The sequence below is a fragment of the Amycolatopsis sp. A1MSW2902 genome (genome assembly GCF_017312175.1).
GTDB classification, from domain to species: domain Bacteria; phylum Actinomycetota; class Actinomycetes; order Mycobacteriales; family Pseudonocardiaceae; genus Amycolatopsis; species Amycolatopsis nivea.
The window spans coordinates 3,513,861-3,540,403 of the sequence record NZ_QJPO01000001.1; the positions used below are offsets into that span (position 1 = coordinate 3,513,861).

Sequence of the window (26,543 nt, forward strand, 5' to 3'; positions counted from 1 at the left end):
CCGCTCCGGCGGTCAGGGGAGGGCAGCCGCGCGTTTGACGACGCGCAGGACCGGGGCGGTCTGCACGGTCTGGACGCCGGGCAGCGGACCGACCTGTGCGGTGATGAATTCGTAGAGCGCTCCGGCATCCGAACAGAGCGCGGTGGCCAGGAGGTTGGCCGGGCCGGTCGTGGCGGCGGCGTAGGCGATCTCCGGGCACCGGGCGAGCGCGGCGCCCGCCTCCTCGAGGGCGGCCGGGCTGACCGAGATCCACAGCAGGGCGTGGCTGGACCAGCCCAGCAGACGCTCGTCGAAGTCGACGCCGAAGTAGAGCGTCCCGCTGGTCCGCAGCCGGTCGATGCGGCGGCGGACCGTCGACTCGTGCCAGCCGGTGCTCGCGGCCAGCGCGGCGTGGGAGGTGCGCCCGTCGCGGGCCAGGTCGTCCAGCAGCAGCCGGTCGCCGTCGCCGAGGTCGAGCGGTTCCGCGGCCGGCGAGGGCGGGGCGAGTTCGGCGACCTGGCCGGGGCTCAGGGACGCGATCGGCGTGTGCCAGCCGTCCGGGCCGCCGCGGAACAGGCGCAGCACCTGGTGCGCCTCGATCGAGAGCACCTGGCGGGTGGCGGGAAGTTTGTCCAGCAGGAGCGCGTCGCGGGCCCGCTGGTCGGGCGCCTGGATGTGGCAGCCGATTTCGGTGCCGCCGGAGGCGAGCTGGATCCGGTAGGTGTCGGACCGCTCGGCGAGAGCCCTGGCGACGGCGAGCGTGGCGGGCGGGGCGCACCGCACCCGCAGCACCCATTCCTCGGCGTGCCCCAGAAAGCGGGGGTCGAGGCGGCCGACGACCCGGACCGCGCCGGTTTCGCGGAGCTGGCGGTAGCGGCGGGCGATCGTCTGCTCGGAGACGCCGAGCACGGCGGCGATGCGGCGGAACGAGGCGCGGCCGTCGAGGTAGAGCGCGTGGACGAGCTGGACGTCGAGGATTTCCACGGTGCCGAGCTTAGTCGGTGGCGGTATCCGGCGCGTTTCCGGCGGTGGCTGGAGCGGGAGGCGGTCCGGAGCGGAAAGTGGGGGCATGACCGCGTTCCGTGATCTCCGGCATTACCTGGAGCAGCTGACCGAAACCCTCGGCGAGGACGAGGTGCGCCGCGTCGAAGGGGCCCACTGGGACCTGGAGATCGGCGGCCTCACCGAGCTGCTGGCCGAGCGCGAAGGGCCGGTGCTGCTCTTCGACGACGTCCCCGGCTACCCGAGCGGCTTCCGGGTTTGCACCAACTTCATGGGCACTCCGGCCCGCTCCGCCGTCGCGCTCGGCCTGCCCGCCGACACCCCGAAGCTGGACATCGTGCGGGCCTGGAAGGACATCAGCCGCGACCTGCGGCTGATCCCGCCGGTCGAGGTCGCCGACGGGCCGGTGCTGGAGAACGTCGTCGAGGGCGACGACGTCGACGTGACCATGTTCCCGGCGCCGCGCTGGCACGAGGGCGACGGCGGCCGCTACATCGGCACCTCCTGCATGGTCGTGACCCGCGACCCGGACACCGGCTGGGTCAACGTCGGCACCTACCGGGTCTCCGTGCACGGCAAGGACCGGCTGTCTGTGTGGTTCCTCGGCAACCGGCACGCGCGCGCGATCGCGCACAAGTACTGGGACCGCGGCCGGAACTGCCCGATCGCGATCGTCGTCGGGCAGGACCCGATCCTGTCCACCGCCGCCGCGATGTCCGCCCCCGAAGGCGTTTCCGAGTACGACCTGGCCGGCGGCCTGCGCGGGCAGGGCGTCGAGGTGCTGCACGCGCCTGGCACCGACCTGCCCGTCCCGGCGCACGCGGAGATCGTCCTCGCCGGCGAGATGCCGCCGCCCGAGGAGGAGTCGGTCCTGGAAGGCCCGTTCGGCGAATGGACCGGCTACTACACCCACAGCGGCCGGGAACCCGTGGTGCGGGTGCGGCAGATCCTGCACCGGGACGACCCGATCATCCTCGGCGCTCCGCCGATGCTGCCGACCGTCCCGGCGGGCGACCAGGCCGTGCCGCTCTACTCCGCCACCGTGACCTGGGACCACCTTGAGCAGGCCGGGGTCCAGAACGTCCAGGGCGTGTGGGCCTACGCGCGTCAGCTCATGATGGTCGTCTCCATCAAGCAGACCGGGGCCGGCGACGCCATGCACGCGCTGCTGGCCGCCGCGTCGCGCAAGCGCACCGGCGGGATGGAGCGCTATCTCGTGGTGGTCGACGAGGACATCGACATCACCGACGTCAACCATGTGCTCTGGGCGCTGTTCACCCGCGTCGACCCGGCGGAGTCGATCCACGTCCTCCGCTCGCCCACCACCGCCATCGATCCCCGCCTCTCGCCGGCCAAACGGGAGGCAGGCGATCTGTCCATGGGGATCGTGCTCGTCGACGCCTGCAAACCGTTCGCGTGGAAGGACCAGTATCCGCGCGCCAACCGGGTCGGCGAGGGCTACCGCGCCGAACTCCGCGCGCGCTGGAAGGACATCCTGCCGCTCTGACCGTCCAAGGAGGACGATGTGCCGCACCTGCCCGAGGAGGTGGCCCGCCTGGCAGCGGGGGAGCCGCCGCTCGACGCCGACGAACAGGCGTTCCCGTTGCTCACCGTGGACGGGAACGGCCACCCGCACACCGCGCTGCTGTCCCGCGCCGAACTCGAACCCGCCGACGACCGCACCGCGCTCTACGCGGTCGTGGCCGGGACCGGCACTCGCGCCAACCTGCGGCGGCATCCGTACGCCGCGCTGCTGGCCGTGGACGGGACGGTGTGCCACCGCCTCAAGCTCCGCCTGATCCGGTCGCTGACCCTGGACGACGTTCTGGGCTGCGTGTTCACCGTCGCGCACCACAAACGCGACAGTCTCGGGATCCCGCTCAGCCCGCTCGGCTTCCGCACCACCGGGCGCCTCGCCGAACTCGAGGACTGGCCCCGCAGCGCAGCCGTCCTCCGCACTCTCCGCACAGGACACTCGGCATGACCCGCCTCGTCGTCGCCATGTCCGGGGCCACCGGCGCTCCCTTCGGCGTCCGGCTGCTGGAGGTCCTGCGCGACCTCCCCGGCGTCGAGACCCATCTCGTCCTGAGCACCTGGGCCAAGACCACCGTCGAGCTGGAGTGCGCCCGCACGGTGCGGGAGGTCGTCGAACTGGCCGACGTCCACCACCGGCAGGGGGAGCAGGGCTCGGTCCTGTCGTCGGGCTCGTTCCCGACGGACGGCATGGTCGTCGTGCCGTGCAGCATGAAGACGCTCGCCGCGATCCGCACCGGCTACGCCGACAACCTGATCACCCGGGCCGCCGACGTCACGCTCAAGGAGCGCCGCCGCCTGGTCCTGGTACCCCGGGAGACGCCGCTGAGCGAGATCCACCTCGACCACCTGCTGGCGCTGAGCCGGATGGGCGCCCGGATCGTCCCGCCGATGCCCGCCTTCTACAACCACCCGCAGACCCTCGACGACATGGTCGACCACGTCGTGGCGAGGATCCTCGACCAGTTCGGCCTCCCCGCCCCCGCCGCGCGCCGCTGGCAGGGCCTCGGCCACGCCCGGCACTCGGCCGCCTCCCGCACGTCCGCGGCCGAGGACGCGGCGCTCGTCCACCCGGCCACCACTGTCGGCACGGCCAGGGGTTGAGCAGCCACCAGCACTTCAGCGCGACTTCGTTATCTATCCGGTAGGTTTCGCATGACCGACTTGGCATTTCGTTCCGCACGCGAACTCGCTGCCGCCGTCGCGGCGAGGGAGGTGTCGAGCGTCGAACTGCTCGAGCACTACCTCTCCCGGGCGGAGCGGCTCGATCCGAAGGTGAACGCCATCGTCGCCAAGGACGAGGAAGGGGCGAGGGCCGCCGCACTGGCAGCCGACCGCGCGGTCTCCCGCGGCGAGCCGCTCGGCCCCCTGCACGGCGTCCCCGTGACCATCAAGGACGCTACGGAGGTCGCGGGCATGCGGACCACCGGGGGCTCGGCCCGCTGGGGTCATTACGTCCCGGCCGGCGACGCCGAGTCGGTCACGCGGATCAAGAACGCGGGAGCGATCGTGTTCGGCAAGACCAATATGCCTGCCGACGGCCGGGACTGGCAGACCTACAACGAGATCTACGGAACCACGAACAATCCGTGGGACCCGACCCGCGGCCCCGGGGGTTCGTCCGGCGGGTCCGCCGCGGCAGTCGCCGCCGGGCTGACCGGCCTGGAACTCGGCGGCGACGCGGCGGGCTCGATCCGGGTGCCCGCCCACTTCTGCGGCGTCTACGGACTGCGCACGTCGTACGGGATCGTGCCAGGGCGCGGGAACGTGGCGGGACACGCTCCGGGGACGCTGGCGGCGTCCGACATGGCGGTACTCGGCCCGCTCGGCAGGCATGCCGACGACCTCGACCTGGGCTTGGACGTCCTCGCGGGCGCGGACGACGACCAAGCTCCGGCCTGGCGGCTGGAGCTGCCCGCCGCCCGGCCGAACACGCTGCGGGAGTTCCGGGTCGCGGCCTGGCTCGACGATCCTTTCTGCCCGGTCGACAGCGAACTGGTCGCGATCATGCGTGCGGCGCTGGAGGCAGTGCGGGCCGAGGGCGCCGTCGTGGCCGAGGGCCCTGGGCCGATCGGTCTCGAGGAGACGATGGCTCTCTACTATCCGTTGCTGATCGCGCAGTCCGGGCTGATGGATTCCGCCGAGTCGTACGCCGGGCTCGTGGAACTCGCCGCGGCGGAAGGGGCCGCGGGCGCGTTCGCGTCCGACATGACGATCAGCTTCCGCGGCTGGCACACGCTCGACGAACGCCGGCAGCACTCCCGCCGCCGCTGGGCCGAGTTCTTCCGCGACGTCGACGTGCTCCTCCTCCCGGTGAGCCCCACGGCCGCCTTCCCTCACGACCAGCGACCCGATCCCAGCTGGTCGCTCCGAACGTTGCGGGTCGACGGCGCCGAGCGGCCGTATCGCGACATGCTCCCGTGGATCGCGCCGTCCGCGCTCAACTACCTGCCCGCGGCGGTCGCGCCGGTCGGGACGACCCGGGACGGGCTCCCGGTCGGCATCCAGGTGATCGCGCCCTATCTGCACGACCGTACTGCGGTCCGGTTCGTGCAGTGCCTCGCGAAGGCGATCGGCGGATTCCGCCGTCCGCCGGGATTCTGAGCGCGGGTGCGCTGACCTGCGCCGGAGCCCGGGACGCGCCGGCCGTTCGTCCGATCCGCTGACCGGCGGGCCCGGGATTCGCCGGATCCGACGAAGCCGCGGAGGGGGTGCATGACCACACAATGCGGCGTCGCCGAATCAAGGAGGATCCGACGGTGAGCATTCCGAGTTCCGCGCCGGTCGTGCGGCGGACCGAACGGACCACGTTGGCGCTGCTGGTCGGCGTCTTCATCATCGACTACATCGACCGCGTCATGATCGCGGTCGCGCTGCCGCTGATCGGCGCGGAGTTCGGGCTGTCCAAGACCACGCAGGGGCTGGTCGTGTCCGCGTTCGCGATCGCGTATCTGGTCGGGCAGATGCCGGGCGGGCTGCTCGCGGACCGTGTGGGTGCGCGGCCGTTGCTGGTGATCTCGCTGGTGGCCTGGTCGGTGTTCACCGCCGCCACCGGGTTCGCGCCCGGGCTGGTCGTGCTGCTGGTGCTGCGCGCGGCGTTCGGGTTCGCGCAGGCGTTGTTCCCCGGGGCGGCGTTCAAGGCGCTGGCCGAACGCACGACGCAGGAAGGCCGCAGCCGCGGCGCGGGACTGCTGCTGGCGTCCAACTCGGTCGGGGCCGGGCTCGGGCCGCTGCTGGTCGCGCCGCTCGTGGTCGCCGCGGGCTGGCGGCACACGTTCTGGATCGTCGCGGTGGCCGGGCTGATCGTCGGCCTGGCGCTGTGGCGGCTGCTGCCTCCGCCGCTGCCGCGCGAGCTGACCGAACCCGAGGCGCGCGTCGCCCCGGTGAAGGTGCCGGTGTCGCAGGTGCTGCGGAACCGGCTGGTGATCCGCTGCGCGGCGATGTTCGCCTGCTTCAACATGCTCGCCTACGGGATGATCACCTGGGTCCCGTCGTACCTGGTCGAGACCAAGGGGCTTTCGCTGGTCGCGGCCGGGATCTCGGCGGCGATCCCGCAGCTGGTGAGCGCGGCGGCGGTGCTGATCGGCGGCCGGTACTTCGACCGCCGGCCGCGCTGGCTCGTGGTGCCCGCGCTCGTCGCCGCGGCCGGGGTGCTCGTCGCGATGCTGCTGTCGGATTCGGCGACCGGGTTCACCGTGCTGCAGACCGTCGCGATGTTCATCAGCGGCCTCGCCTCGATCGGCATCGTCGGGCTGCCGCTGCGGGTGCTGCCGCGCGACCTGGTCGGCGCGGGCATGGGCCTGGTCAACACCGGCGGCCAGCTCGCCGGCGTGCTCGCGCCGCTGGTGATGGGCTGGCTCGCGGACCGGTTCGGGTTCGCGGCCGCGTTCGGCTTCCTGGCGGTGTCGACGCTGGCCGCGGCGGCGATTTCGCTGACCACCCGCTCGACCAAGCTCTCGCTCGGCGCGCCGGTCCCGGCGAAGGAGCAGGTGGGCTGAGGCGGGTCTCGCGAGTGCTCATGCCGGTGAGAGCCGGCATGAGCACTCACGAGCGCTGGCCGGGCTGCGGGCGCACCGGACCACTGACCTCGGGTGGCGCCCGACGATCCGACCCGGCCGTTCGGCCGCATTAGTGGTCTAGACCTTGACGGGTGACTGGTCCAGTCCAATTCTGAGAAGGTTCCGGCCGTGCGCCGCCGCCGCACAGCCCCTTTTTCGGCACTGGAGCCCGCATGCGACGAAGAAGTCACTTGTCACGATTGTCCGCTGTCCTGGCCGCCGCGGCGGCTCCGCTCGGAGTGCTGGTCGCCACCGCGGCGCCCGCGCACGCCGCGACCCCGTTGCCGAACCACGTGTTCGCGCCCTACTTCGAGTCCTGGAACGGCCAGAGCCCGGCCGCGATGGCCCAGGAAGCGGGCGTCAAGCACCTGACGATGGCGTTCCTGCAGACCGCGTCCTCGGGTTCGTGCACCGTCCTCTGGAACGGCGACGCCGGCATGCCGGTGTCGGACTCGACGTTCGGCGCGGACTTCCGCACCATCCGCTCGCGCGGCGGGGACGTGATCCCGTCGTTCGGCGGCTACACCGCGGACCACAACGCCACCGAGATCGCCGACAGCTGCACGAACGTCGACCAGATCGCGGCCGCGTACGAATCGCTGATCACCACCTACGACGTGCCGCGCCTGGACATGGACATCGAGGACAACTCGCTCACCAACTCCGCGGGCATCGACCGCCGGAACAAGGCGATCAAGAAGGTCCAGGACTGGGCCGCGGCCAACGGACGCCAGCTCCAGATCTCCTACACGCTGCCGACCACCACGAGCGGTCTCACCAGTGCGCTGGACGTGCTGCGAAACGCGGTGTCCAACGGGGCCAAGGTCGACGTGGTCAACCTGATGACCTTCGACTACTACGACAACGCCACGCACAACATGGCCCAGGACACCCAGACGGCGGCGGCCGGGCTGGTCTCGCAGCTGGCGTCGCTGTATCCGGGCAAGACGCAGGAACAGCTGTGGGGGATGGTCGGCATCACCGAGATGCCGGGCATCGACGACTTCGGCGCCGCGGAAACGTTCACCACGGCCGACGCGGTCACCGTCTACAACTGGGCGGTGTCCAAGGGCATCAACATGCTGTCGTTCTGGGCGCTGCAGCGCGACAACGGCACCTGCCCCGGCACCGGCGCACAGGACACCTGCTCCGGCATCCCGCAGGACAAGTGGTACTTCAGCCACACGTTCGCCCCGTTCACCGGCGGAACTCCGGTGCCGGGCAACGACTTCTCGGTGACCGCGAGCCCGGCCTCGGCTTCGGTCGACCCGGGCGGTTCGGCCGCCGGCAAGGTGACCACCGCGGTGACTTCCGGTGCGGCACAACAGGTTTCGCTTTCGGTGAGCGGCGCGCCCGGCGGCGTGACCGCGTCGGTCAGCCCGACGACGGTCAAGGCGGGGGAGAGCGCGAACCTGTCGATCACCACGACCGCGGCGACTCAGCCGGGTGTCTACCCGCTGACGATCACCGGCTCGGTCGCGGGCGGCGGCAGCCACACCGCGACGTATACGTTGACGGTCAACGGAACCAGCCCGACCGGCAGCGTCGTCAACGGCAACTTCGAAACGGGAGCGCTCAGCCCGTGGAGCGGCGGGACGATCGTGTCCTCGCCGGTGCACTCCGGCAGTCACGCGCTGCAGGTGTCGCCGACGGCGTCGACCACCGGGGAAGCGACGCAGAACCTGACGCTCGCGCCGAACCACGCGTACACCCTGACCGCGTGGGTCCAGGGCGGCTACGCCTACGCCGGCGTCCGCGGGGGAGCGACGGCCAGCTCGTGGACCGCCAACTCCAGCTGGACCAAGCTGACCATCCCGTTCACGACCGGCGCGTCCGGCGCGGTGACGTTGTACGTCCACGGCTGGTACGGCCAGAGCGCGATCTACGCGGACGACATCTCCGTCGGCTGATTAGTGTATAACGACCTATACAGCCGGGCGCTGAGCAAGAAAATCTGCCCAGCGCCCGGCTTGCGTTTCAGGGAAAGACCGCTCAGGAGAGGGCCGAGATCAATCCGCGGTACAGCCAGTACATCGGCTTCGGGGTGTAGTCGTCGGTGAGGACGCCGAAGTTGTCGAACGGGCTGGGGGAGCCGGTGACGTCGTCGCGCAGGGCGAACATCTCGTAGCTGGCGACGTTTTCCGTGACGCGATCCTGGTTGACCGCCAGGATTTCCGTGGTCAGCGCGCGGGCCTGGCCGGCTGGCGTGCGCTGGGCGGTGTGGGTCGCCCAGCCGTTCTCCGACACGCGGATCGGCACGTCGCGGCCGAGGCCGGCGATGGGCATCTCCTGGGTGCGGACATTGTGCAGGGTCTGGTGGACGAACCCGGCCAGGTCGGGCACCGGCGGGATGCCGGGCAGCCCGGCGTCCGGGTAGAGATCGACGCCGACGAAGCCGACCGAGCGGCTGAACTCCGCTCCGCCCAGCTGGGCGAGGTGCTGCCAGAACTGGGTGAACGGCTGGGTGTAGGCGACCTCGTCGAACCCGATCTGCAGCCGGTCGAACCCATCCCGGTCGGCTGCCTTCTTGCCGGTGATGACGCCTTGGACGAGCGCGGTGTCGCCGTTCGGCTGGGGCACCACGTTCTGCTCGAGGGTGACCGAGATGGTGTCGGCGATCGGACCGTAGCGGTGCACTGTCTTGTCCACGCAGGCCTGCCATTCCGGCATGCTCTCGCCGGAGTAGCTGAGCACGACGTCGAGGCGGCGGCCCGGGGCGAGGTACTGCATTTCGTCGTCGGGAAAGGCGCTGCCGCAGCCGAGGTAGTCGCGGAGGAGGAACGGCCGGTGCTCGGATTGCAGCTGTGCCAACGCTTTCCGCACCTCGGCCGGATTGTCGGGTTTGCCCGTGGTGGACCCGCCGCCCGCGTAACCGCCCGGGTAGATGCCGAAGGTCAGCGGCATCGGCGCGGCGTCGGCGACGGCCGGGACGAGCATGGCGAGTCCGGCGGTGAGGGCGGCGGCTGCGAGCCGGAGTTTCTTCATGGCACTGAGTATTGGGGTTCTCCGCGCGCGGACCCGATGACGGATGTCATCTTCCGGCCGGGACACTCGTCAGCAGTGCGGGGAAGCGGTCCAGGGGCGGGCGGATTTCTTCGCCGGGTGAAGCGCCGGGGCCGAGCAGGACCGGTTCGTCGCTGCCGAGTGCGGCGTCGAAGACGGCCGGGTCCCATCTGCCCCACGCGATCGACACCGCGGGCAGCCCGTGCGCGCGTCGGTGGGTGGCGAGGGCGTCGAGGAACCGGTTGGCGGCGGCGTAGCTCGCGCCGGATTCGCCGAAGGTTCCGGCTAGGGACGAGAAGAGCACGAACGCCGACAGCGGCAGGTGTTTGGTCGCTTCGTGGAGGATCCAGGCGGAGTCGGCTTTGGCGCGCAGGACCGGGTCGGGGAATTCGGGGGTTCGCGCGGCCGCGAAGGGGTCGTCGAAGACGGCGGCGCAGTGGATGACGGCGGTCAGCGGCGGATTGCAGGACGCGATGAGGCTTTCGACCTGATCCGGGTCGGCGGCGTCGATGGCGGCGATGCGGACGTCCGCGTCGAGATCGGTCGGGCGGCGTTCGGCGGCGGGGCCGCTGCGGCTGGCCAGCACCAGGTGCCGGACGCCGTGCTCGGCGACGAGATGCTCGGCCAGCAAGGTGCCGATCCGGCCGGTGCCGCCGGTGACGAGGACGGTGCCGGACGGGTCGATCGGCCGGGCGGCGGAAGCCGTGGCGGGCGCGACCCGGAAGGCGTGCGGGACGCCTTCGCGGATGGCGAGCCGGGGTTCGGTGCTGCCGCCGACGAGGTCGAGGATGTCGGCGGCGGGGGTCGGCCGGTCGAGGTCGACGGCGGTGACCTTGGCGGCGTTGAGGAGACCCCAGGCGGCGGCGCTCACGAGATCGGGATCCGGTCCGGTGGCGTTGGTCGTGACGACGAGCCGGTCCTCGCGGGGTCGCAGGGCGTCCAGCGTGAGGGAGTGGATGTCGTTGCTCGTGGGGATTTCGAGGATTTCCGCTTCGCCGGGCCGCGCTGGGACGGGAACCCAGCGGGGGCGATACAGCAGGGTTTCGGCGGGCAGGTCTACTCGTCGCGCGCCGCTCCCGGCGAAGACCTCGGTCCAGGCGACGGGGATGCCCGCGGTGTGCAGCCGGGCGAGTTCGGCGAACAACTCGCGGACGGAGGGTGGAGTGAGGTCCAGGACAAGGCTGGTGTCGTCCCAGGGCCTTCGGGTTATGCGGGCGACGGCTTCCGGGCGGAGACCCCAGGAGTCCAGCAGACAGCACAGTGCGGACTGGAAAGCGAAGAGCCAGTCCTGATAATCGCCCAACATCGTGTCGAAGGTGTCGGCGAAGAGCGGAAACCGTTGCGAGAACTCGGTTTCTCGGCATGGCGCGAGTTTGCTGCCGCGGGAGACGAACGTCAGCCGGGGCCGCTCCAGCACGGGCTCGCCGGGCGTCTGGCCGCTCGCGACCGCTTCGAGAGCGGTGCGGTCGCCGGCTGGGATGTGGATGCGGAGCGCGCGCGGGGGCCGGGTCGCGAGGGAGTAGGCGAGGTCGAGGTCGGACGCCGTGCTGTCGACGAGGCCCGCGGCGAGGGCGCGCAAGGCAACGCCGTCGCTCGCGCTGAGCAGCCAGGGCGGCGTGGGGAAGTCCGTGCGGGCAACGGGTTCGGGCATGGGAGTCTCTTCCGGAAGGACCTGCGCGGATCGGGGAGTGCGGAAAACCGGCCGTTGACGGGCGCTCGCTGCGGACTGGTCTGTCGCTCGTCGTCGAGAATCAGGAATGCGCCGGAATCAGCTGCGATTTCCGCGGCGGCGACACCGGGTCCGGTGCGCGCGGTCCGCCCGGAAAACGGCGGCCGGACCGCGTCGGCTCTGTGTCCTGGCACTCCTCGACATATACCGCGCTCAGGCCGGGCCGGGCGGCAGGCTTCCCGTTTGGTCCCCGTTCCGTGCACTCGGTACCTCCGCCGCTGCTCGGCGGGCAACGATTTCCGCGACCCTCGCGCACGTTTCGTCCGGGTCGAGGTGTTCGGTGTCCAGCACTGTGCACTGTGGACGGAGCGGAAGATACTCCGCGACGTGGTCGTGGATGCGGTCGAGTGCGCCCGGACCGCCCAGCTCGGCCATCGCGTCGGCGGCCGCGTGCTCGCCGCGCGCGGCGAACCGGGCCTTCGCCTGCGGCCGGGGCGCGGCGAGCATGATCTCGACGTACTCGCCGCCGGCCGCGCGGGCCGCCTCCTCGAACCGCTCGGCCTGCTCGACGCGGGCCACCAGCTGCGGCATGACGACGTCGTGCCCGGACCGCAGATGCGTTTCCGCCATGGCGAGCGCGAGCCGGCGCGCGGCGGGAAGCGTGTCCCGGAACGCGGTCCGCCAGCCGCCGATCATCATGACCACTTGGTCGGCGTCGAGATCGAGCACTCCGGGGTGGAGGTCGGCGTAGCGCCGCGCGACGGTGGATTTCCCGATGCCGGACGGGCCGTTGAGGTGGATCAACCGGGCCATCCACCCGACCTTAGCGGTCGAGCGGCTGCCAGCGGCCGTCGCGGACGCGCCCGAAGACGACGTCGGCGAAGTGGTGCCCGAAGCCGATCGTGCCCGGTTCGGCCAGTTCCGCGACGAGCTTCCGGCGGTGGCTCGCGGCCTCGACCGGATCGTGGTCGTAGACGCAGGACCAGTCCGGGTTTTCGATCTGGATCGGCGAATGGACGGCGTCGCCGAAAGCGATCAGCCGTTGCCCGCCGGCGGTGATGACGTACTCGGCGTGTCCCGGCGTGTGCCCGGCGGCGAAGCGCACCTGGACGCCGGGGAACACTTCCTGTCCGTCCGAGATCGTCCGGACCTGCGGTGCCATCGCGTCGCTCTCGCGCTGTGCCCACTCTGGTTCGGCAACCAGAAATTCGGCGTGCGCGAACGCGGGTCGCAGCGCCCAGCCGATGTGGTCGGAGTGCAAGTGCGTGAGCGCCACGGCCTCGACGTCTTCCGGTTTGCGCCCGAGCGCGGCCAGGTTGTCGAGCAGCGCACCGCCGTACAGCACGCCGTTCGGCGCGCCTGGCTCAGCAGGCACCGTTTGCGGCCCGAAACCGGCGTCGATCAGCAGCGCCCGGCCATCGCGTTCCACCAGCAGTCCGCCGATGCTCGCGACGAGGTAGCCGTCGTCGTCCAGGTACTCCGGATGCGCGGACCAGGTCTCGGTGGTGCTGTCGGGCAGCCATAGCCGCGGACTCCCTTGCACCGCCCCGTCCGGCACGTAGGACACCTTCGTCTCGCCCAGGTGGATCGTGCGGCTCTGCGCGGCTCTGCGCAGTCGGTCGTCGAGCACGGTCTTGTTCCCTTCCCTCGGTCTTCCTCGACCATAAGCATCAAGCTAGAAACATTCAAGCTCTAATTATTCTGGCTTGATGGAGTTGCTAGGATGGGCTCATGACGGAATCCCGGGCGGTCGCCGAACGCGAGCTGTGCGGTCTGGTGAACGGGCTGGCGCAGCAGATCGCCGACCACGTCCGCGAGCGCGCGGTGACGCTGGGGCTGACCGCCCCGCAGGCCACCGCGCTGCGCGAGCTGACCGGCCCGATGACGATGCGCGAGCTGGCCGAGCGGATGAGCTGCGAACCGTCGAACGCCACGTTCGTCGTCGACAAGCTGGAAAAACAGGGGCTGATCGAGCGGCGCGCGCATCCGACCGACCGGCGCGCCAGGCATCTCGTCCTCACCGAGGACGGCACGGCGCTGCGCGAGCGGCTGCTCGAACTGCTGACCCGGGACTCGCCGCTGGCCGGGCTCAGTCCGCAGGAGCAGCGGGTGCTGCAGGGCCTGCTGGAGCAGGCGATCGTGCCGGGCGCAGGCCGTCGAGGATGACGCGGAGGTTCCGCCGCCACTGGTCGTCGCCCGGGACGAGGCCGATCGTGTGGTCCGGCGGGATCGCGGTGGCGAGCGCGAACGGGACGTCCCGCCAGTCGACGTCGGCGCGGAGGGTGCCGGCCTGTTGCGCCCGCTCGACCAGTTGCCGCACCGCCCGCTGCAGCCGGGTGATCCGTTCCTCCAGGTCGAGCCGTTCGCCGCGGCCGGACAGGGCGTCGTGCAGTCCGCAGCTGGCCGCGCGGAGCTGGACGTAGGACTCGGCGAACTCGGCGAATCCCTGCCACGGATCGGGGGAGTCGAGCACGCGCGCGGCGCGGTCGGTCATCTCGTCGATGGTGTCGGTGAGGATGGCGGCCAGGAGCGCGTCCAACGACGGCACGCGCCGGTACAGCGTGCCGAGGCCGACGCCCGCGCGCTGTGCGATGTCGCGGGTCGTGACCGCGAGCCCTAGCTCGTCGAGCGCTTCGCGGGTCGCTGCCACCAGCCGCTCGACGTTGCGCTGCGCGTCCGCACGCGGTCGGCCTTGGGCGAGCAGCGCTGCGACGGCGGAGTCCGGCATTCCCGCAGTCTAAACCAAGCGGGTCACTCTGTTCCGCTTCTGGTAGCTTGGCGGAACCGGAACAACGTGACCCGCTTAGTGGAGGTGGGGACTTGACCAAGCCGATCGGCGTCGGAATCCTCGGCGCGAACCCGGATCGGGGCTGGGCCGCGCGGGCGCACATTCCCGCCATCGCCGCGTCGTCCAGCTTCTCGCTTGCCGCCGTCGCCACCACGCGAGCCAGCAGCGCGGAAGAGGCGCGCACTCGGTTCGGCGCACGGCATGCCTTTACTAACGCCCGGAGTCTCGCCGAGCACCCTGACGTCGACCTGGTTGTCGTCACAGTGAAGGTGCCCGCGCACGTCGAGTTGGTGACGGCTGCGTTTGAGGCAGGCAAGCACGTCTACTGCGAGTGGCCGTTGACTACGACCGCAGACGAAGCCGCCGCGCTGGCTGCGGCGGGGGAGCGGGCCGGAGTGCACACGGCGGTGGGCCTGCAAGCGCGGTTCTCGCCGGCCGTCCGCCGGGCTCGCGAGATGCTCGGGGAGATCGGCGAGGTGCGGTCCGCGACCGTCTACAGCTCGCGCGGCAAGGGAAACACCCGCGACGTTCCCGGTTGGACGGCTTACACCTACGACCGCCGCAGCGGTGCCGGGCTGGTCGAAGTCCTCGGCGGGCACACGCTCGATCTGGTGCAGTACCTGCTCGGGCCGATCCGCGAGTTGACCGCCCGGACCGCGATCCGGAACGGCTCCCATCGTGTCGCCGAAACGAGGGAGCCGATCGACGTCACGGCACCGGATCACTTCCTCGCGCACGCCGAACTCGACGGCGGGGCAGTGGTGTCCGTCCACCTGCACGACGGGGAAGCGGCGATACCCCGGACGCGGATCGAGATCGCGGGCACCGAAGGAAACCTCGCGCTGACATCCGCGCCGGAGACCGATCCGTGGGCCGCGCAGCTGCAGATCAGTCGGCTGGAGCTGCGATTGTCCCGCCCCGGCAGTCCGGAATGGACGGTGGTCTCGGTGCTCGATCCCAGCGAGTTGCCCGTCCAGGCGGCGAATGTAGGCCGGGTCTACGACCACCTGGCCGCGGACCTCCGCGACGGAACGCGCACGGTGCCCGACTTCGCCACCGCCCGCCGACTCCACGAGCTCCTTTCAACTGTATAACGACCTATACGGCGGGCGATCGAAAAACAGCCACAGCGCGAGACGCAAGTGCATCTCGCACGTCCAAAACCACCACACAGGACGCGAAAACGAACGATGGCCGCCCCGAAAACCGGGGCGGCCATCGCGGAAAACGAACCTCAGATCAGGCCCAGCTTGCGGACCGCGTCGCGTTCCTCGGCCAGTTCGGCCACGGAGGCGTCGATGCGCGGGCGGGAGAACTCGTCGATCTCCAGGCCCTGCACGATCTCGTACTTGCCGTCCTTCGCGGTGACCGGGAAGGAGGAGATGAGGCCCTCCGGGACGCCGTAGGAGCCGTCGGAGACGACGCCGGCCGAGGTCCAGTCGCCCTCGGGGGTGCCGTTGACCCAGGTGTAGACGTGGTCGATCGCGGCCGACGCGGCGGAGGCGGCCGAGGAGAGGCCGCGGGCCTCGATGATCGCGGCGCCGCGCTTGGCGACGGTCGGGATGAAGGTGTCGGCGAGCCACGCCTCGTCGTTGATGGTCTCGGCGACGTTCTTGCCGTTGACCTCGGCGTGCTGCACCGACGGGTACTGGGTGGCCGAGTGGTTGCCCCAGATCGCGACCTTCTTCAGGTCGGTCACGGCCACGTTCAGCTTCTTGGCCAGCTGGGCCAGCGCGCGGTTGTGGTCGAGACGGGTCATCGCGGTGAAGCGCTCGGCGGGCACGTCGGGGGCGTGCGACTGGGCGATGAGCGCGTTGGTGTTGGCCGGGTTGCCGACCACGAGCACCTTGATGTCGTCGGCCGCGCCCGCGTTGATCGCCTCGCCCTGGGGCTTGAAGATGCCGCCGTTGGCCTCGAGCAGGTCGCCGCGCTCCATGCCCTTGCTGCGCGGGCGGGCGCCGACCAGGAGGCCGATGTTCGCGCCGGAGAAGGCCTGCTTCGGGTCGTCGAAGATGTCGATGCCGGCGAGCAGCGGGAACGCGCCGTCGTCCAGCTCCATCGCGGTGCCCTCAGCCGCCTTGACCGCCTGGGGGATCTCCAGGAGCCGCAGCTTCACCGGGGTGTCGGCGCCGAGCAGCTGACCGGACGCGATGCGGAACAGCAGCGCGTAGCCGATCTGGCCGGCCGCACCGGTGACGGTGACGTTGACAGGGGCTTGGGTCATTGCGCTTCTCCAGCTTGAGACGACTTTGGCTAGTACCGAGGATGCTAGCCCTACCGGCGGGCGTCGTCCGGGTGCGTCCAGTCACGGTAGCCAGGATCACGTTCGCGTCCCGGGCGGTCCGCCTTAAGTCGTGGGGCGAAGGGCGTAACTCGAGATCACGATCGAGTTGCGGGCGCGCGCGGTCGCGACGGGCGTGCGGGCGCGGAGGTTCGGGTCGGACGGCGACGGGCGGGGCGGTCCGCCGAATCGCCCCGGGAAGAGCGGGTCGGCGAGGTAGCGGGCGCGGCGCGCGAACTGTCCTGATTGCCCCGGTTTCCGCGGTCTTTTTCGCCGGATTGTCCGGACCTGCTGGGCCAGCAGGTGCTGTGTCGTTTATTTTTGAATCATTTTTGTTGATTCGTCAATTGTCCATAATAGCTTTTGTCAACGGCTTGTGAACACGTTGCTGTGCACAGCTAAGCAACGGCGTTGCTCCATTCAGTGGGACTAGCCGCACAGTTGTTGCGCTACCCTGTCGAAACCCCCACCCACCCGGAAGTAATGGGAAGGAACCCATGCTTGCCACGATGGCCGCTGCTCTTCTGGCGCTTTCTTCGACAATTACCCCACATTCCTGGCCGCAGAATCCGCCGCCGGACAAAATTATCATCGACGTCGCGACCGTGAACGGGACCGGCTGCCCGCCGGACACGGCCGCGGTTTCGGTTTCCGCGGACAACACCGCGTTCACCGTCACCTACAGCCAATACACCGCGCAGGTCGGCGTCGGCGCGCAGCCGACGGACTTCCGGAAGAACTGCCAGATCGGCCTTCGCGTGCACGTGCCGCAGGGGTTCACCTACGGGATCGCCTCGGCGGACTACCGCGGGTTCGGGCACCTGGAAAACGGCGCATACGGCGTGGAGCGCGCGAACTACTATTTCCAGGGGAACTCGCCGACCGCGTACGCGACGCATCGGCTCGACGGGTTCTACGACAATGACTGGCAATTCTCGGATTCGACCGACATCGACGCGATTATCTACGAACCGTGCGGGCAGGAGCGGAACCTGAACATCAATACGGAATTGCGGGCGTATGCCGGCACTTCGGATCCGGCGAAGACGACGAGCTTCCTGACGATGGACTCGACGGACGGCAGCGTCCAGACGGTTTACCACTTCGCCTGGAAGACCTGTCCGGAAACCCGGTAACTGCGGGACGCGGATCCGTGGGCGCTTCCTCGGGCGCTCACGGGTCCGGCTGCGCGACGTTTTCCGCGAGCCTGCCCAGCAATGCGGCCAGGGTCGCGATTTCGTCGTCGGTGAACCCGCGGCGCATCCGTTTGTCGTGCGCGATCGCGGCGTCGGCGAGGCGGTGGAAGGTGCGTTCGCCGTAGCCGGTCAGTTCGACCTGGTGCACGCGCCGGTTTTCCGGGTCGCGGGTGCGGGTGAGCAGGCCGGCGGTTTCCATGCCGTTGAGGTGGTGGGTGAGCGTCGCGCCCTGGATGCCGACGGCGTCGGCGAGTTCGCGCTGGCTCGCGTGCTGGCGGGTTTTGAGCGCGATGAGGATCTGCCAGACCGGCTGCGATCCGCCGACCTCGGCGAGCGCGCGGTCGAACGCCTGGCCCGCGGTCTTGGCGGTGCGGGCGAGGAGAACGCCGAGCGGCGGGGTGGCGGGTCGGGGCACGGAGAGGACGGTACCGCAGGTTCGTCGAACTCTAACCGTTTGACGACAAACGATTCGATATCTAACGTTTGTGGTGTCTCATCGATCGGCACTGGAGGACACTATGGATGCTGCGGAGATCTCCGACCTGGGCAAACGCTGGGCAGCCGCCGAGGTCGCGGGCGACACGGACACCTTGAGCGGCCTGGTCGCCGACGGATTCCGGCTCGTCGGACCGCTCGGATTCGTGCTCGACCGGCAGCAGTGGCTGGACCGCTACCAGTCGGGCGCGCTGGCGACGCAGCGCCTCGACTGGCGCGACGTCGAGGTGCGCGTCCACGGCGACACGGCGATCGCGATCGGCGTGCACGACCAGGAAGCGACCCATCAGGGGAACCGCGTGGACGGCACCTTCCGGGCGACGCACGTGCTGGTGCGCGGCGAGGACGGCTGGCGGATCGCGGGGATGCACCTCAGTCCGATGGGCGCGCCGCCCGCTTTTGCCCGCTGACCCGGGCGACGGATCGTGTGGCTCGGAGTGCCGCCTAGTTGAACGGCGTCGGGTCCATGTCCCGAGGGCTCCGTCGCGGCATGTGGTGCGGGGTCAGGGTTTGCGCCACAGGTGCACGGTCGTGTCCGCGGTCGAGCCGGTAGTGGTGGCGATGGTTTTCCGGTCCGGGCTGACCGCGAAGCTGAGGATTCCGGGGAGACTGGCTCCGTCCTGGTGGCCGTCGAGGTCCCGGACCGTGACGGTTCCCGCCGCGAGCGCGAGGAGGTGCTGGTCGTCCAGCCCGGCTGAAGCCATGAAGACGTAGGCTTCCCTCATTTCCCCGTAGGCGGGAGCCGGGGCCAGGGAAAACGCCGGACGCAGCGGCTCGTGCGTGACGGTGTCCCACTGCCGCACCTGCGGCGGTGCACCGGCTCCGGCGCTGGTGGTGATCAACGTCCGGCCGTCCGGCCGGAAGGCGAGGCAGCAGATCGGCTCGGTCTCGGAGAAGACGATCGGTTTTCCCGCTGTCTTGAGCGAAGCTGTGTCCCACAGGTCGAGCTGACTGGTGTGGGCGGAGTGGCCGTCCCACTGGTAGACGGCGAGGGTGCGTCCGTCGGGGCTGAATGCCGAGACCCGGAAGGCGGCTGGCGTGTCGATGCTGCCGATGCGGGTGCGGTCGGCGACGCGCCACAGGTCGGTCCTGCGCGGGGAGGCCATCGGCACCGCCGCGACGCTGCCGTCGGGGCTGAGCTCGGGCCAGGCGCCGCCGCGGTCGATGTTCTCGAGCACGAGGGGTTCGCCGATTTCCCGGCCGGTTCGCGAGTCCCAGGTGCGCGCCGTGAACTGGTTGTCTTTGACCTGCGCGGTGGCCAGGGTGATGCCGTCGGAGCGGAAGGTCATGCCGGGCAAGCCGGTTTCGGGGAAGGGGCCGATGCGCGGGCCGACCGGTTTGCGGGTCACGACGTCCAGGACGTCGATGGTGAAGTCGGCGTTCGCCGTCGCGAGGAGCCGGCCGTCGTGGTTGAACGTGACGTACTGCGGATGTCCGCGCGCGACGAGGAAGCCGGATTCGGTGAGCGGCGACGGGGGCGCGGGCGGGGGTGCGGGCGGGTCCGGCCACGCGATCCAAGCGGCGAGTCCGGCGATCACCAGGGCGAGCGCGCTGATCAGGATCCGCCGACGCGGGGCGGCACGTCGCGGGGGCGGCGGGGTGTCCGCGACTTGGTAGACACCGGGTCGTCCAGCGGCGCCTGCCGGCCGTCGAGGAACTGGGCGAGTTCGGCGGTTCGTTCGGCGACGAGTTTCTCGACGGCGGGCGGCCACGGGTCTGCGGACGGCCTGAGCGCTTCGAGCAATTCGGCGGCGGTGGGCCGGTCTGCGGGGTTTTCCGCTAGGCACGGGCGGAGCGCCTCGGGAAGCGCGGACTTCGCGGCGAGAAGGGTGCCGAGCGCGAAGACGTCGTCGGCTAGGTCGTCGCCGGTCGCACGGGCGATGAGCCTCGCTCCGCTGCTGGTGAGCCGGATGTGGGACGGCGTCAGCTTCCCGTGCGCGAGCCCGGCGCTGTGGAACTGGGTCAGGTCGGCTGCGATTCCGGCGGCCAGCCGGAGCACCGCGGGTTCGGGCAGTGCGTCGGGTACGTCCCGCAGTGAGGGGCCGGGCACGAATTCTTGTGCCCACCAAGGTGTGGACGCATCCGGGTCGGCCTCGAGCACCGCGCTCAGCGCCGCGGTTTCGGCGGACTGCCGGGGCGCCAGCGTGAGCGCGACCAGACGGTCGTCCGGTCCGCTGCCGAGCAGGACCCGGGTCGCCTCGTCCCGGGCCAGTTCCGCGAGCACTCGGTACTGACCCAGCCAGAGCGGGTCGTCGACCGCCGGTCTTCTCATCAGCTGCCTCCCCCAGAAAGCTGTGCGAGAAGATCGATCCTGCCAGGTTCGCGGGCGGGCGAGGTACGAGCGGGCAGAATCGCTCGCCGGCACGGGCATCGCCGGGCGGGGAGTGCTTGAATGCGATCATGGTCGCACTTCGCACACTGGGCTCATCCGACCTCGCCGTCTCCCCGTTGTGCCTCGGCGGGAACGTGTTCGGCTGGACCGCCGACGAACCGGCGTCGTTCGCGGTGCTGGACGCCTACGCCGAGGCGGGCGGGAACTTCGTCGACACGGCCGATTCGTACATGTACCAGTTCCCGGGCAACGAGCCGGGACAGTCCGAGACCATCCTCGGCAAGTGGCTCGCCTCGCGCGGGAACCGGGACGACGTGGTCGTGGCGACGAAGGTCGGCGACCATCCGCAGTTCAAGGGGCTCGCGCCGGCGAACGTCAAGGCCGCGGCCGAGGAGTCGTTGCGGCGGCTGGGGATCGAGCGGATCGACCTGTACTACACGCATTTCGACGACGAATCGGTTCCGGTCGAGGACATCGTCACCGCGCTGGACGAACTGGTGAAGGAAGGCAAGGTCCGCGCGATCGCGGCGTCGAACATCAGCCCGGAGCGGCTGGCCGCGTCGCTGGAGTTCTCCGACCGCGAGGGGCTGGCGAAGTACGTGGCGCTGCAGCCGAAGTACAACCTCGTCGCGCGGGACGAGTACGAGAGCGAGCGGCGGGGGATCGTGCAGCGGCACGGGGTGGCCTGCGTGCCGTATTTCGGGCTGGCGTCGGGGTTCCTGACCGGCAAGTACCGGCCCGGCCAGCAGGTGGACAACATCCGCAACCTGCCGGGGCTCGCCGGCGGTTACGCGGACACCGAGCACGGCGTGAAGGTGCTCGCGGCGCTGGAGGAGGTCGCGAAGGCGCGCGGCGGGGAGATGGCGACAGTCGCGCTGGCCTGGCTCGCGCAGCAGCCGACGGTGGCCGCGCCGATCGCGTCCGCGCGCACGGTCGAGCAGGTGCCCGCGCTGGTCGCGATGCACGACGTGGAGCTGAGCGACGACGAGCTGCGGATCCTCGACGCCGCCTCCGCGTAGGTCAGCTGTGCCGCGGCGGGTCCTGCGCGCCGACGCCGAGCACGCGGCCCAGCGCGATCAAGCCCTCGTCGAGGTGGCTCAGGCTGGACAGCACGGCGCGGGTCTCGGCCTCGTCGATCCGGTCGGCGACCGGGGTGCCGTCGTCGCGGACGAGTTTGCGCGGCCGCGTGCCGCCGGGGTTGCTGACCGCCTCGTGCACGAGGTCGACGTTCGCGATGATCCGGCCGGCGAACTGGTCCAGCCGCTCCGAGACCGGGCCGGCGAGCTGGCCGGGCTGCGCGCGGGCGGCCACGTGCCGGGCGCGGAAGGCGATGCCCTCCAACGTGGTCAGCACGTGCCAGCCGTAGTCGCGGCGGGCGCTGCGCAGGTTGATCGGGTGGGTGAGCGGTTCGATGGTCAGCCGCACCTGCTCGACCGCGCGGTCGAGGTCGCGGGACATCTCGATGATGTTCACGTTCTCCCGGCCGGACAGCAGGGTCGCGGCTGACTCGATGAACTCGTGCAGTTCGTCGAGCGCGATCGCGATGTCGTCCAGCATCACCGCGCGCGTGCGGACCGGCAGCACCACCACGGCGGCGAGCAGCCCGCACGCCGCGCCGACCGCGGTTTCGGCGACCCGGATCCACAGCACCTCGATGCTGAACGTGCCGAGCAGGCTGTAGAGCAAGCCGAGCATGCTGGTCACGAAGAACGCCATCAGGAACTGCGAAACCCGCGCGGTGTAGACCATGCCGAACACGCAGACCAGCAGCAGCGCGAGGATCGCCGGGGTGTTCCCGCTGACCAGCAGCGCCAGCGCGACGCCGCCGACGATGCCCAGCAAGGTCCCTCCGGTGCGGCGCATGCCTTTCACGAACCGCGCGCCCGCGCTGGAGGTGCCGATGAACACGACGAACACCGTCAGCACCGCCCAGTACCAGCGCTGCGGCGAGATCAGCTGCCCGGCCAGCACGGCGAGCCCGCCGCCGAGCACGGCCTGGATCGCGCCGCGGGTCTGGTTGTCGTAGGCGAACGCCTTGGTCGGTTCGTCGTCCTCGTCCTCCCCGACGGAGAAGTCCACTTCGGACTGCAGGCTGGCGATCCGCTGCGCCCGGTCGTCCGCGACGGCCAGTTCGGCGATCGCGCGGCGGACGCCGTCGCCGGGATGCGCGCGTTCGTCGATCCGGCTGCCTTCCACGAGCATCCGGCTGTACTCGCCGGTCTCGCTGATCAGCGGCAGGTCGCGCGGGTCGCGTTCCATCAGCGACCGGAAGCGGGACAGCCGGGCCACGAGATCGTCGGCGACACCCTCGGGCAGCGGCTGCGAGCAGGTCCGGCGCACGGTGATCACCAGCCACTGCACGGCCAGCTCGACCTCGATCACCCGGCGGCGCAGCTGGTCGGCGCGGCGGTCGTCGACGACGTCGGGCGCGTGGTCCTCGATCAGCAGGACCACCTCGTGCAGCCGTTCCACCGACGTGCGGATCTGCCGGTCGCTGCGGTCCGAACCGCCGGACGAGATGTACGCCTCGGTCGCCCGCACCGCCGCGCCGAGCCGGGCCCGGAACGCCTGCCGGTAGCGGATCAGCTCGCTTTCGGCGTTGCGGCGCAAGAGAAGGAACCGCACGACGGCGTTCGCCGCGACCCCGATCGCCAGCGCGAGCAGCAGGTGCGGCACCTGCGCGAGGTGCGCCTGCAGGAACATCGGGAAGAAGAACAGGAAGAACGCCATCGACCCGAGCGCGATGCCCCGCGCGCCGAACCGCTGCACGTACACCGCGACGAAGATCAGCAGCACGAACACGATGCTGTCCGCGGGCGCGTACGCGGAGCCGAAGCACGCGGCGGTGATCGACGCGGCGCCGACCACGAGCGCGAGCAGCAGCGTGACGGCCTGGCCGCCGCTGGTGGCGTCGTTGACGGTGAACGCGCTCATCATCGCCGCGATGGCCGCGACGAGCGTCGTGGTGAGCGGGAAATGCAGCGGCAGCATCGCGAGGACCGCGATGACGATGCCGAGCACCGCGGACGCGGCGAGCCGCAGCCGGACGAGCCCGGGGTCGGCCGCCGCCAGCCGGTCGAGGAAGGCGTTGCGCACGTCGGTGATCATCGGGCGAGCAGCTCCCACTGGGCGAGGGCGACGCGCCGCCGGGTCGAGGCGCGGACCCGCAGCCGGTAGTGCCGGCACGCGGCGGGTTCGGCGAGCACGAACGGCCGGGTCTGGCGCCGCCACCGGAACACCTCGCCGGAGCGTTCGTCCAGGGTCCGCCACTGTCGCCCGTCGTCGGAGCCTTCGAGCACCCAGTCCTTCGGATCGCTCGCTCGGCTGCCGGAGGTGAGCGTGTACAGGACGACCTCGCGCGGCTCGCCTTCGACGGCGAACGTGATGGTCGGCCTTGGAGTGCGGAAGACGGCTTGGGTGCGGCTGGTGTTGTCCACCAGAACGCCGTGGACAGTGTGGACGGCGAGGTCGCGCAGCGGCGCGGGGGCGGCCGGGGCGACCGGTTCCGTGCCCCAGTCGCCGGGTTCGGCGCGGACGTCGAACTCCAGCACCGCGCCGCGCGCGAGGACCGCGTGCGCGAGGGTGGCCGAAGGGTGCGGTTCGCCGTCGACAGTCAGGCCGTGCACGTACGGCGTGTCGGCCGCGCTGTCGGCGGTCGCGGCGCGGGGTGCTCGGATCACCAGGTCCTTTCCGTTGTCGAGGTGCACAGTGGCGGAGCGGAACAGCGGCGCGCACACCGCGTACCGCGGGCTGCCGACGGCCAGCGGGTAGAGACCGAGGGCGGTGAAGACATACCAGGCCGACATTTCCCCGTTGTCCTCGTCCCCGGGATAGCCCTGGCCGAGTTCGCCGCCGACGTACAGCCGGCGCAATACCTCGCGGACGGTCCGCTGCAGTTTCGCCTGCGCCCCGGCGAAGGCGTAGACGAACGGGATGTGGTGCGAGGGCTGGTTGGAATGCCCGTATTGGCCCATCCGCACGTCGCGGGCCTCGGTCATCTCGTGGATCCGGCCGCCCTGGCCGGTTTCCGGGAGCCGGAAGAACTCGTCGAGTTTCGCCTCGAGACCCGCCGGGCCGCCGTGGAGCGCGGCGAGACCGGGACCGTCGTGCGGCACGGAGAACGCGGTGTTCCAGGCGTTGGTCTCCACGTAGTCCGGGCCCCACGCCGTCGGGTCGAATCCTTCGGCCGCGTGCCGCCAGCCGCCGTCGAGGGTGCGGCCCTGGAAAAAGCCGGTCCGCGCGTCGAAGTGGTTGGCGTAGTGCTGGGCGCGCTGGCGGAAGTAGACGGCGTTGTCGGCGAACCGGCGGGCCCGCGCGCCGCTGCTTTCCCGGGCGAGCGCGTCGGACAGGTTGGCGAGGCCGAAGTCGTTGAGACAGCCTTCGAGCGCCCAGGACAGGCCGCCGCGCGTCGAGGTCGGCGTGTAGCCGAGGAATGCGGAACGGTCGAGACCCTTGCGGCCCACGCCTTTGCGCGGCGGGGCGACGGTCGCGTTCTTGAGCGCGGCGTCGTAGGCGGCCTCGACGTCGAAGTTCGTGACGCCCTTCAGGTACGCGTCGGCGAACGCGACGTCGGAGCTGGTGCCGGTCATCAGGTCGGCGTAGCCGGGGGAGGACCAGCGCGCGATCCAGCCGCCTTCGCGGTACTGATGCACGAAACCGTCGATCATCCGGCCGCACTGGCGCGGCGCGAGCAGCGCGTACGCGGGCCAGGCGGTGCGGTAGGTATCCCAGAAGCCGTTGTTGACGTACAACTCGCCGTCCACGACCTTCGCGCCGGTGCGCCGCCGCGTGCTCGGCCGGAAACTCCGCACCACCGGGCTCGCGTGCCGGATGCCGCGCGGCGTGTTCTCGTGCGCGACGTTCGGATACAGGAACAGGCGGTACAGGCACGAGTAGAAAGTGGTCAGCTCGTCCTCGGACGCGCCTTCCAGTTCGACCCGGCCGAGCACCTCCTGCCAGCGTTCCCGCGCCCGGTCCCGGACCTGGTCGAACGTCGTGCCCGCCGGGATTTCCAGCGCCAGATTGCGTTTCGCCTGCGCGAGACTGATCAGCGACGTCGCGATCCGCAGCGTCACCTCGGGCTCGGCGAACTCCAGGCTGCCGGTCACCGTCCGCCAGAACGGCCGCCGGATGCGCCCGCCACCGGAGGGCCGCTGGTCAGCTTCGGCGTAGACGAACATCCGCCGTGCGCCGGTCGACAGCCCGCTCCGCACCCACGTGTGCCCGGTGACGATCCCGCGCTCGGCGTCGATCCGGATGCCGCCGCGGTTGCGGGCGTTGTCGAACAGCACCCAACCGCGTTCGGCCGGGAACGCGAACCGGAACATCGCCGCGTGCTCGGCCGGCGCGACCTCGGCGGTGATGCCGCCGCGGAACCGCACGCGGTAATGGTGCGGCCGGTCGGTCTCGTCGTCGTGGCTGAACGCCAGCGAACGCCGCCCGCGGTCCGGCTCGACCGGTCCGGCGCCGGGCATGAGGTGGAAGGTGTGCCGGTCGCCCATCCACGGACTCGGCTGGTGGCTGAGCCCGAACGCCTGCAGCCGCGGCTCGTTCCGCTCGTCGTTGTGCCGGTGGTAGGAGTAGAACCAGTTCAGCGCCCGCGCGTCGGTGACCGGGGTCCAGAAGTTGAACCCGTGCGGGACCGCGGTGGCCGGGAAGGTGTTGCCGCGCGAGAACTCGTTGCTCGAATGCGTGCCGCGCGTCGTGCGGACCCAGTCGACCGGGTCCTTGCGCTCCGGCGGATGCTCGGCGATCCGGACGTCGTCCAGCCAGCCGGTTCCGTCGCCGTCGTACGCGGTGGTCAGCAGGATCCGCCGCACCTGCCGTCCCGCGAACGCGTTCAGCGGACGACGCACCAGGTTCCACTGGTCGACGTAGAGCGCTTTCTCTTCGGGGGAGAACCCGGCGCGGCTGCCGTCGTCGAACTCGACGTCGAGCGCGACCCGCGTGCTGCGGTAACTCGGCACCGGACCGTCGGAGGCCGGGAAGACCACATACGACAGTGCACTGTGGTCAGTGACCGGAATGTCCACCTCGAACAACACGACCGGCGGCCCGGCCCGGTAGCGCAAGGCTTTCGCCCCGGTGAACCCGACGCCGGCCTTCGCCGTCGGCGACCGCCGCGGCCCGCTGTCCACCCGCGCCCCCGCGACCGGCTGCGGATCGCCCGCTTCGAACGAGGAGAAGAACGCAGCCGTGGTCACGCCC

At 70.7% G+C, this 26,543-nt stretch carries 23 protein-coding genes; 11 read left to right on the plus strand and 12 right to left on the minus strand.

The features are described 5' to 3' along the window. Positions 1-12 precede the first annotated feature (12 nt). Positions 13-963, minus strand: coding sequence for an Lrp/AsnC family transcriptional regulator (locus DMP23_RS16120; protein ID WP_337821533.1), 951 nt, complete (start codon positions 961-963; stop codon positions 13-15). An 85-nt stretch (positions 964-1,048) separates the two neighbouring features. Here DMP23_RS16120 and DMP23_RS16125 point away from each other — a divergent pair, with 85 nt between their 5' ends. The 6 genes from DMP23_RS16125 to DMP23_RS16150 all read left to right on the plus strand — a co-directional run bounded on the left by DMP23_RS16125 (position 1,049) and on the right by DMP23_RS16150 (position 8,482). Further along, entirely contained in the window at positions 1,049-2,488 is a 1,440-nt protein-coding gene (locus DMP23_RS16125; protein WP_337821534.1) for a UbiD family decarboxylase, read from the plus strand. Positions 2,489-2,506: 18 nt separating this feature from the next. Then, positions 2,507-2,965: a pyridoxamine 5'-phosphate oxidase family protein gene (locus DMP23_RS16130; RefSeq protein ID WP_238606021.1), complete on the plus strand. Its 459-nt coding sequence runs from the start codon at positions 2,507-2,509 to the stop codon at positions 2,963-2,965. Beyond that, positions 2,962-3,618 carry a UbiX family flavin prenyltransferase gene (locus DMP23_RS16135; RefSeq protein ID WP_337821535.1) on the plus strand — a complete coding sequence of 219 codons (657 nt, stop codon included), beginning with the start codon at positions 2,962-2,964 and terminating at the stop codon, positions 3,616-3,618. Before DMP23_RS16130 ends, DMP23_RS16135 begins: the two co-directional genes overlap by 4 nt. 51 nt (positions 3,619-3,669) lie before the next feature. Then, positions 3,670-5,118 (plus strand): amidase, encoded by a 1,449-nt coding sequence (locus DMP23_RS16140; protein ID WP_337821536.1) that lies wholly within the window; start codon positions 3,670-3,672, stop codon positions 5,116-5,118. A gap of 155 nt (positions 5,119-5,273) precedes the next feature. Next, positions 5,274-6,512, plus strand: coding sequence for an MFS transporter (locus DMP23_RS16145; RefSeq protein ID WP_337821537.1), 1,239 nt, complete (start codon positions 5,274-5,276; stop codon positions 6,510-6,512). 233 nt (positions 6,513-6,745) lie between these two features. Continuing rightward, positions 6,746-8,482, plus strand: a complete 1,737-nt coding sequence (locus DMP23_RS16150) for a glycosyl hydrolase family 18 protein (protein ID WP_337821538.1) — start codon at positions 6,746-6,748, stop codon at positions 8,480-8,482. Between the two features lie 82 nt (positions 8,483-8,564). Here the strand turns inward: DMP23_RS16150 and DMP23_RS16155 are convergent, their stop codons facing one another. From DMP23_RS16155 to DMP23_RS16170, 4 genes are all read right to left on the minus strand, one after another. Next, complete coding sequence (locus DMP23_RS16155) at positions 8,565-9,557, minus strand: hypothetical protein (protein WP_337821539.1); 993 nt, start codon at positions 9,555-9,557, stop codon at positions 8,565-8,567. A gap of 46 nt (positions 9,558-9,603) precedes the next feature. Then, complete coding sequence (locus DMP23_RS16160) at positions 9,604-11,226, minus strand: beta-ketoacyl reductase (protein ID WP_337821540.1); 1,623 nt, start codon at positions 11,224-11,226, stop codon at positions 9,604-9,606. Between the two features lie 231 nt (positions 11,227-11,457). Further along, complete coding sequence (locus DMP23_RS16165; RefSeq protein ID WP_337821541.1) at positions 11,458-12,057, minus strand: AAA family ATPase; 600 nt, start codon at positions 12,055-12,057, stop codon at positions 11,458-11,460. A 10-nt stretch (positions 12,058-12,067) separates the two neighbouring features. Then, the gene (locus DMP23_RS16170; RefSeq protein ID WP_337821542.1) at positions 12,068-12,874 is read right to left on the minus strand and encodes an MBL fold metallo-hydrolase; all 807 of its coding nucleotides are present in this window, start codon (positions 12,872-12,874) and stop codon (positions 12,068-12,070) included. 101 nt (positions 12,875-12,975) lie between these two features. Between DMP23_RS16170 and DMP23_RS16175 the strand changes: the two genes are divergently transcribed. After that, positions 12,976-13,410 carry a MarR family winged helix-turn-helix transcriptional regulator gene (locus DMP23_RS16175; RefSeq protein WP_037805929.1) on the plus strand — a complete coding sequence of 145 codons (435 nt, stop codon included), beginning with the start codon at positions 12,976-12,978 and terminating at the stop codon, positions 13,408-13,410. Here the strand turns inward: DMP23_RS16175 and DMP23_RS16180 are convergent. Continuing rightward, the gene (locus DMP23_RS16180; RefSeq protein WP_337821543.1) at positions 13,334-13,972 is read right to left on the minus strand and encodes a TetR/AcrR family transcriptional regulator; all 639 of its coding nucleotides are present in this window, start codon (positions 13,970-13,972) and stop codon (positions 13,334-13,336) included. The genes DMP23_RS16175 and DMP23_RS16180 overlap by 77 nt on opposite strands. A 92-nt stretch (positions 13,973-14,064) precedes the next feature. On the opposite strand from DMP23_RS16180, the gene DMP23_RS16185 reads away from it, so the two are divergent. Next, complete coding sequence (locus tag DMP23_RS16185; RefSeq protein ID WP_337821544.1) at positions 14,065-15,126, plus strand: Gfo/Idh/MocA family protein; 1,062 nt, start codon at positions 14,065-14,067, stop codon at positions 15,124-15,126. 140 nt (positions 15,127-15,266) lie between these two features. Here DMP23_RS16185 and DMP23_RS16190 read toward each other — a convergent pair whose 3' ends face one another. Then, a complete protein-coding gene (locus DMP23_RS16190; protein WP_037805932.1) occupies positions 15,267-16,256 on the minus strand; it encodes a malate dehydrogenase in 990 nt (329 codons plus the stop codon). Between the two features lie 554 nt (positions 16,257-16,810). On the opposite strand from DMP23_RS16190, the gene DMP23_RS16195 reads away from it, so the two are divergent. After that, entirely contained in the window at positions 16,811-17,449 is a 639-nt protein-coding gene (locus DMP23_RS16195) for a DUF4360 domain-containing protein (protein WP_337821545.1), read from the plus strand. A 37-nt stretch (positions 17,450-17,486) separates the two neighbouring features. Here the strand turns inward: DMP23_RS16195 and DMP23_RS16200 are convergent, their stop codons facing one another. Continuing rightward, entirely contained in the window at positions 17,487-17,924 is a 438-nt protein-coding gene (locus DMP23_RS16200; protein WP_134661503.1) for a MarR family winged helix-turn-helix transcriptional regulator, read from the minus strand. Between the two features lie 103 nt (positions 17,925-18,027). On the opposite strand from DMP23_RS16200, the gene DMP23_RS16205 reads away from it, so the two are divergent. Further along, positions 18,028-18,414 carry a nuclear transport factor 2 family protein gene (locus DMP23_RS16205; RefSeq protein WP_337821546.1) on the plus strand — a complete coding sequence of 129 codons (387 nt, stop codon included), beginning with the start codon at positions 18,028-18,030 and terminating at the stop codon, positions 18,412-18,414. A gap of 93 nt (positions 18,415-18,507) precedes the next feature. Here the strand turns inward: DMP23_RS16205 and DMP23_RS16210 are convergent, their stop codons facing one another. Then, complete coding sequence (locus DMP23_RS16210; RefSeq protein ID WP_337821547.1) at positions 18,508-19,542, minus strand: WD40 repeat domain-containing protein; 1,035 nt, start codon at positions 19,540-19,542, stop codon at positions 18,508-18,510. A gap of 17 nt (positions 19,543-19,559) precedes the next feature. Then, positions 19,560-20,276, minus strand: coding sequence for a hypothetical protein (locus tag DMP23_RS16215; protein WP_337821548.1), 717 nt, complete (start codon positions 20,274-20,276; stop codon positions 19,560-19,562). Positions 20,277-20,404: 128 nt separating this feature from the next. Here DMP23_RS16215 and DMP23_RS16220 point away from each other — a divergent pair, with 128 nt between their 5' ends. Next, on the plus strand, positions 20,405-21,355 hold the full coding sequence (locus DMP23_RS16220; RefSeq protein ID WP_337821549.1) for an aldo/keto reductase: 951 nt from the start codon (positions 20,405-20,407) through the stop codon (positions 21,353-21,355). A 1-nt stretch (position 21,356) separates the two neighbouring features. On the opposite strand, the gene DMP23_RS16225 is transcribed toward DMP23_RS16220, so the two are convergent. Together DMP23_RS16225 and DMP23_RS16230 are read right to left on the minus strand one after the other, a co-directional pair. After that, positions 21,357-23,444, minus strand: a complete 2,088-nt coding sequence (locus DMP23_RS16225) for an FUSC family protein (protein WP_037805941.1) — start codon at positions 23,442-23,444, stop codon at positions 21,357-21,359. Further along, a complete protein-coding gene (locus DMP23_RS16230) occupies positions 23,441-26,539 on the minus strand; it encodes a GH92 family glycosyl hydrolase (RefSeq protein ID WP_337821550.1) in 3,099 nt (1,032 codons plus the stop codon). The genes DMP23_RS16225 and DMP23_RS16230 overlap by 4 nt, the downstream gene beginning before the upstream one ends. Positions 26,540-26,543 lie beyond the last annotated feature (4 nt).

What these genes read in the sequence shown, in the direction of transcription:
- DMP23_RS16125 (WP_337821534.1), top strand. Translation starts at nt 1,049, where the DNA reads ATGACCGCGTTCCGTGATCTCCGGCATTACCTGGAGCAGCTGACCGAA.
- DMP23_RS16135 (WP_337821535.1), top strand. Translation starts at nt 2,962, where the DNA reads ATGACCCGCCTCGTCGTCGCCATGTCCGGGGCCACCGGCGCTCCCTTC.
- DMP23_RS16140 (WP_337821536.1), top strand. Translation starts at nt 3,670, where the DNA reads ATGACCGACTTGGCATTTCGTTCCGCACGCGAACTCGCTGCCGCCGTC.
- DMP23_RS16150 (WP_337821538.1), top strand. Translation starts at nt 6,746, where the DNA reads ATGCGACGAAGAAGTCACTTGTCACGATTGTCCGCTGTCCTGGCCGCC.
- DMP23_RS16155 (WP_337821539.1), bottom strand. Translation starts at nt 9,557, where the DNA reads ATGAAGAAACTCCGGCTCGCAGCCGCCGCCCTCACCGCCGGACTCGCC.
- DMP23_RS16160 (WP_337821540.1), bottom strand. Translation starts at nt 11,226, where the DNA reads ATGCCCGAACCCGTTGCCCGCACGGACTTCCCCACGCCGCCCTGGCTG.
- DMP23_RS16165 (WP_337821541.1), bottom strand. Translation starts at nt 12,057, where the DNA reads ATGGCCCGGTTGATCCACCTCAACGGCCCGTCCGGCATCGGGAAATCC.
- DMP23_RS16175 (WP_037805929.1), top strand. Translation starts at nt 12,976, where the DNA reads ATGACGGAATCCCGGGCGGTCGCCGAACGCGAGCTGTGCGGTCTGGTG.
- DMP23_RS16180 (WP_337821543.1), bottom strand. Translation starts at nt 13,972, where the DNA reads ATGCCGGACTCCGCCGTCGCAGCGCTGCTCGCCCAAGGCCGACCGCGT.
- DMP23_RS16190 (WP_037805932.1), bottom strand. Translation starts at nt 16,256, where the DNA reads ATGACCCAAGCCCCTGTCAACGTCACCGTCACCGGTGCGGCCGGCCAG.
- DMP23_RS16195 (WP_337821545.1), top strand. Translation starts at nt 16,811, where the DNA reads ATGCTTGCCACGATGGCCGCTGCTCTTCTGGCGCTTTCTTCGACAATT.
- DMP23_RS16205 (WP_337821546.1), top strand. Translation starts at nt 18,028, where the DNA reads ATGGATGCTGCGGAGATCTCCGACCTGGGCAAACGCTGGGCAGCCGCC.
- DMP23_RS16215 (WP_337821548.1), bottom strand. Translation starts at nt 20,276, where the DNA reads ATGAGAAGACCGGCGGTCGACGACCCGCTCTGGCTGGGTCAGTACCGA.
- DMP23_RS16220 (WP_337821549.1), top strand. Translation starts at nt 20,405, where the DNA reads ATGGTCGCACTTCGCACACTGGGCTCATCCGACCTCGCCGTCTCCCCG.
- DMP23_RS16225 (WP_037805941.1), bottom strand. Translation starts at nt 23,444, where the DNA reads ATGATCACCGACGTGCGCAACGCCTTCCTCGACCGGCTGGCGGCGGCC.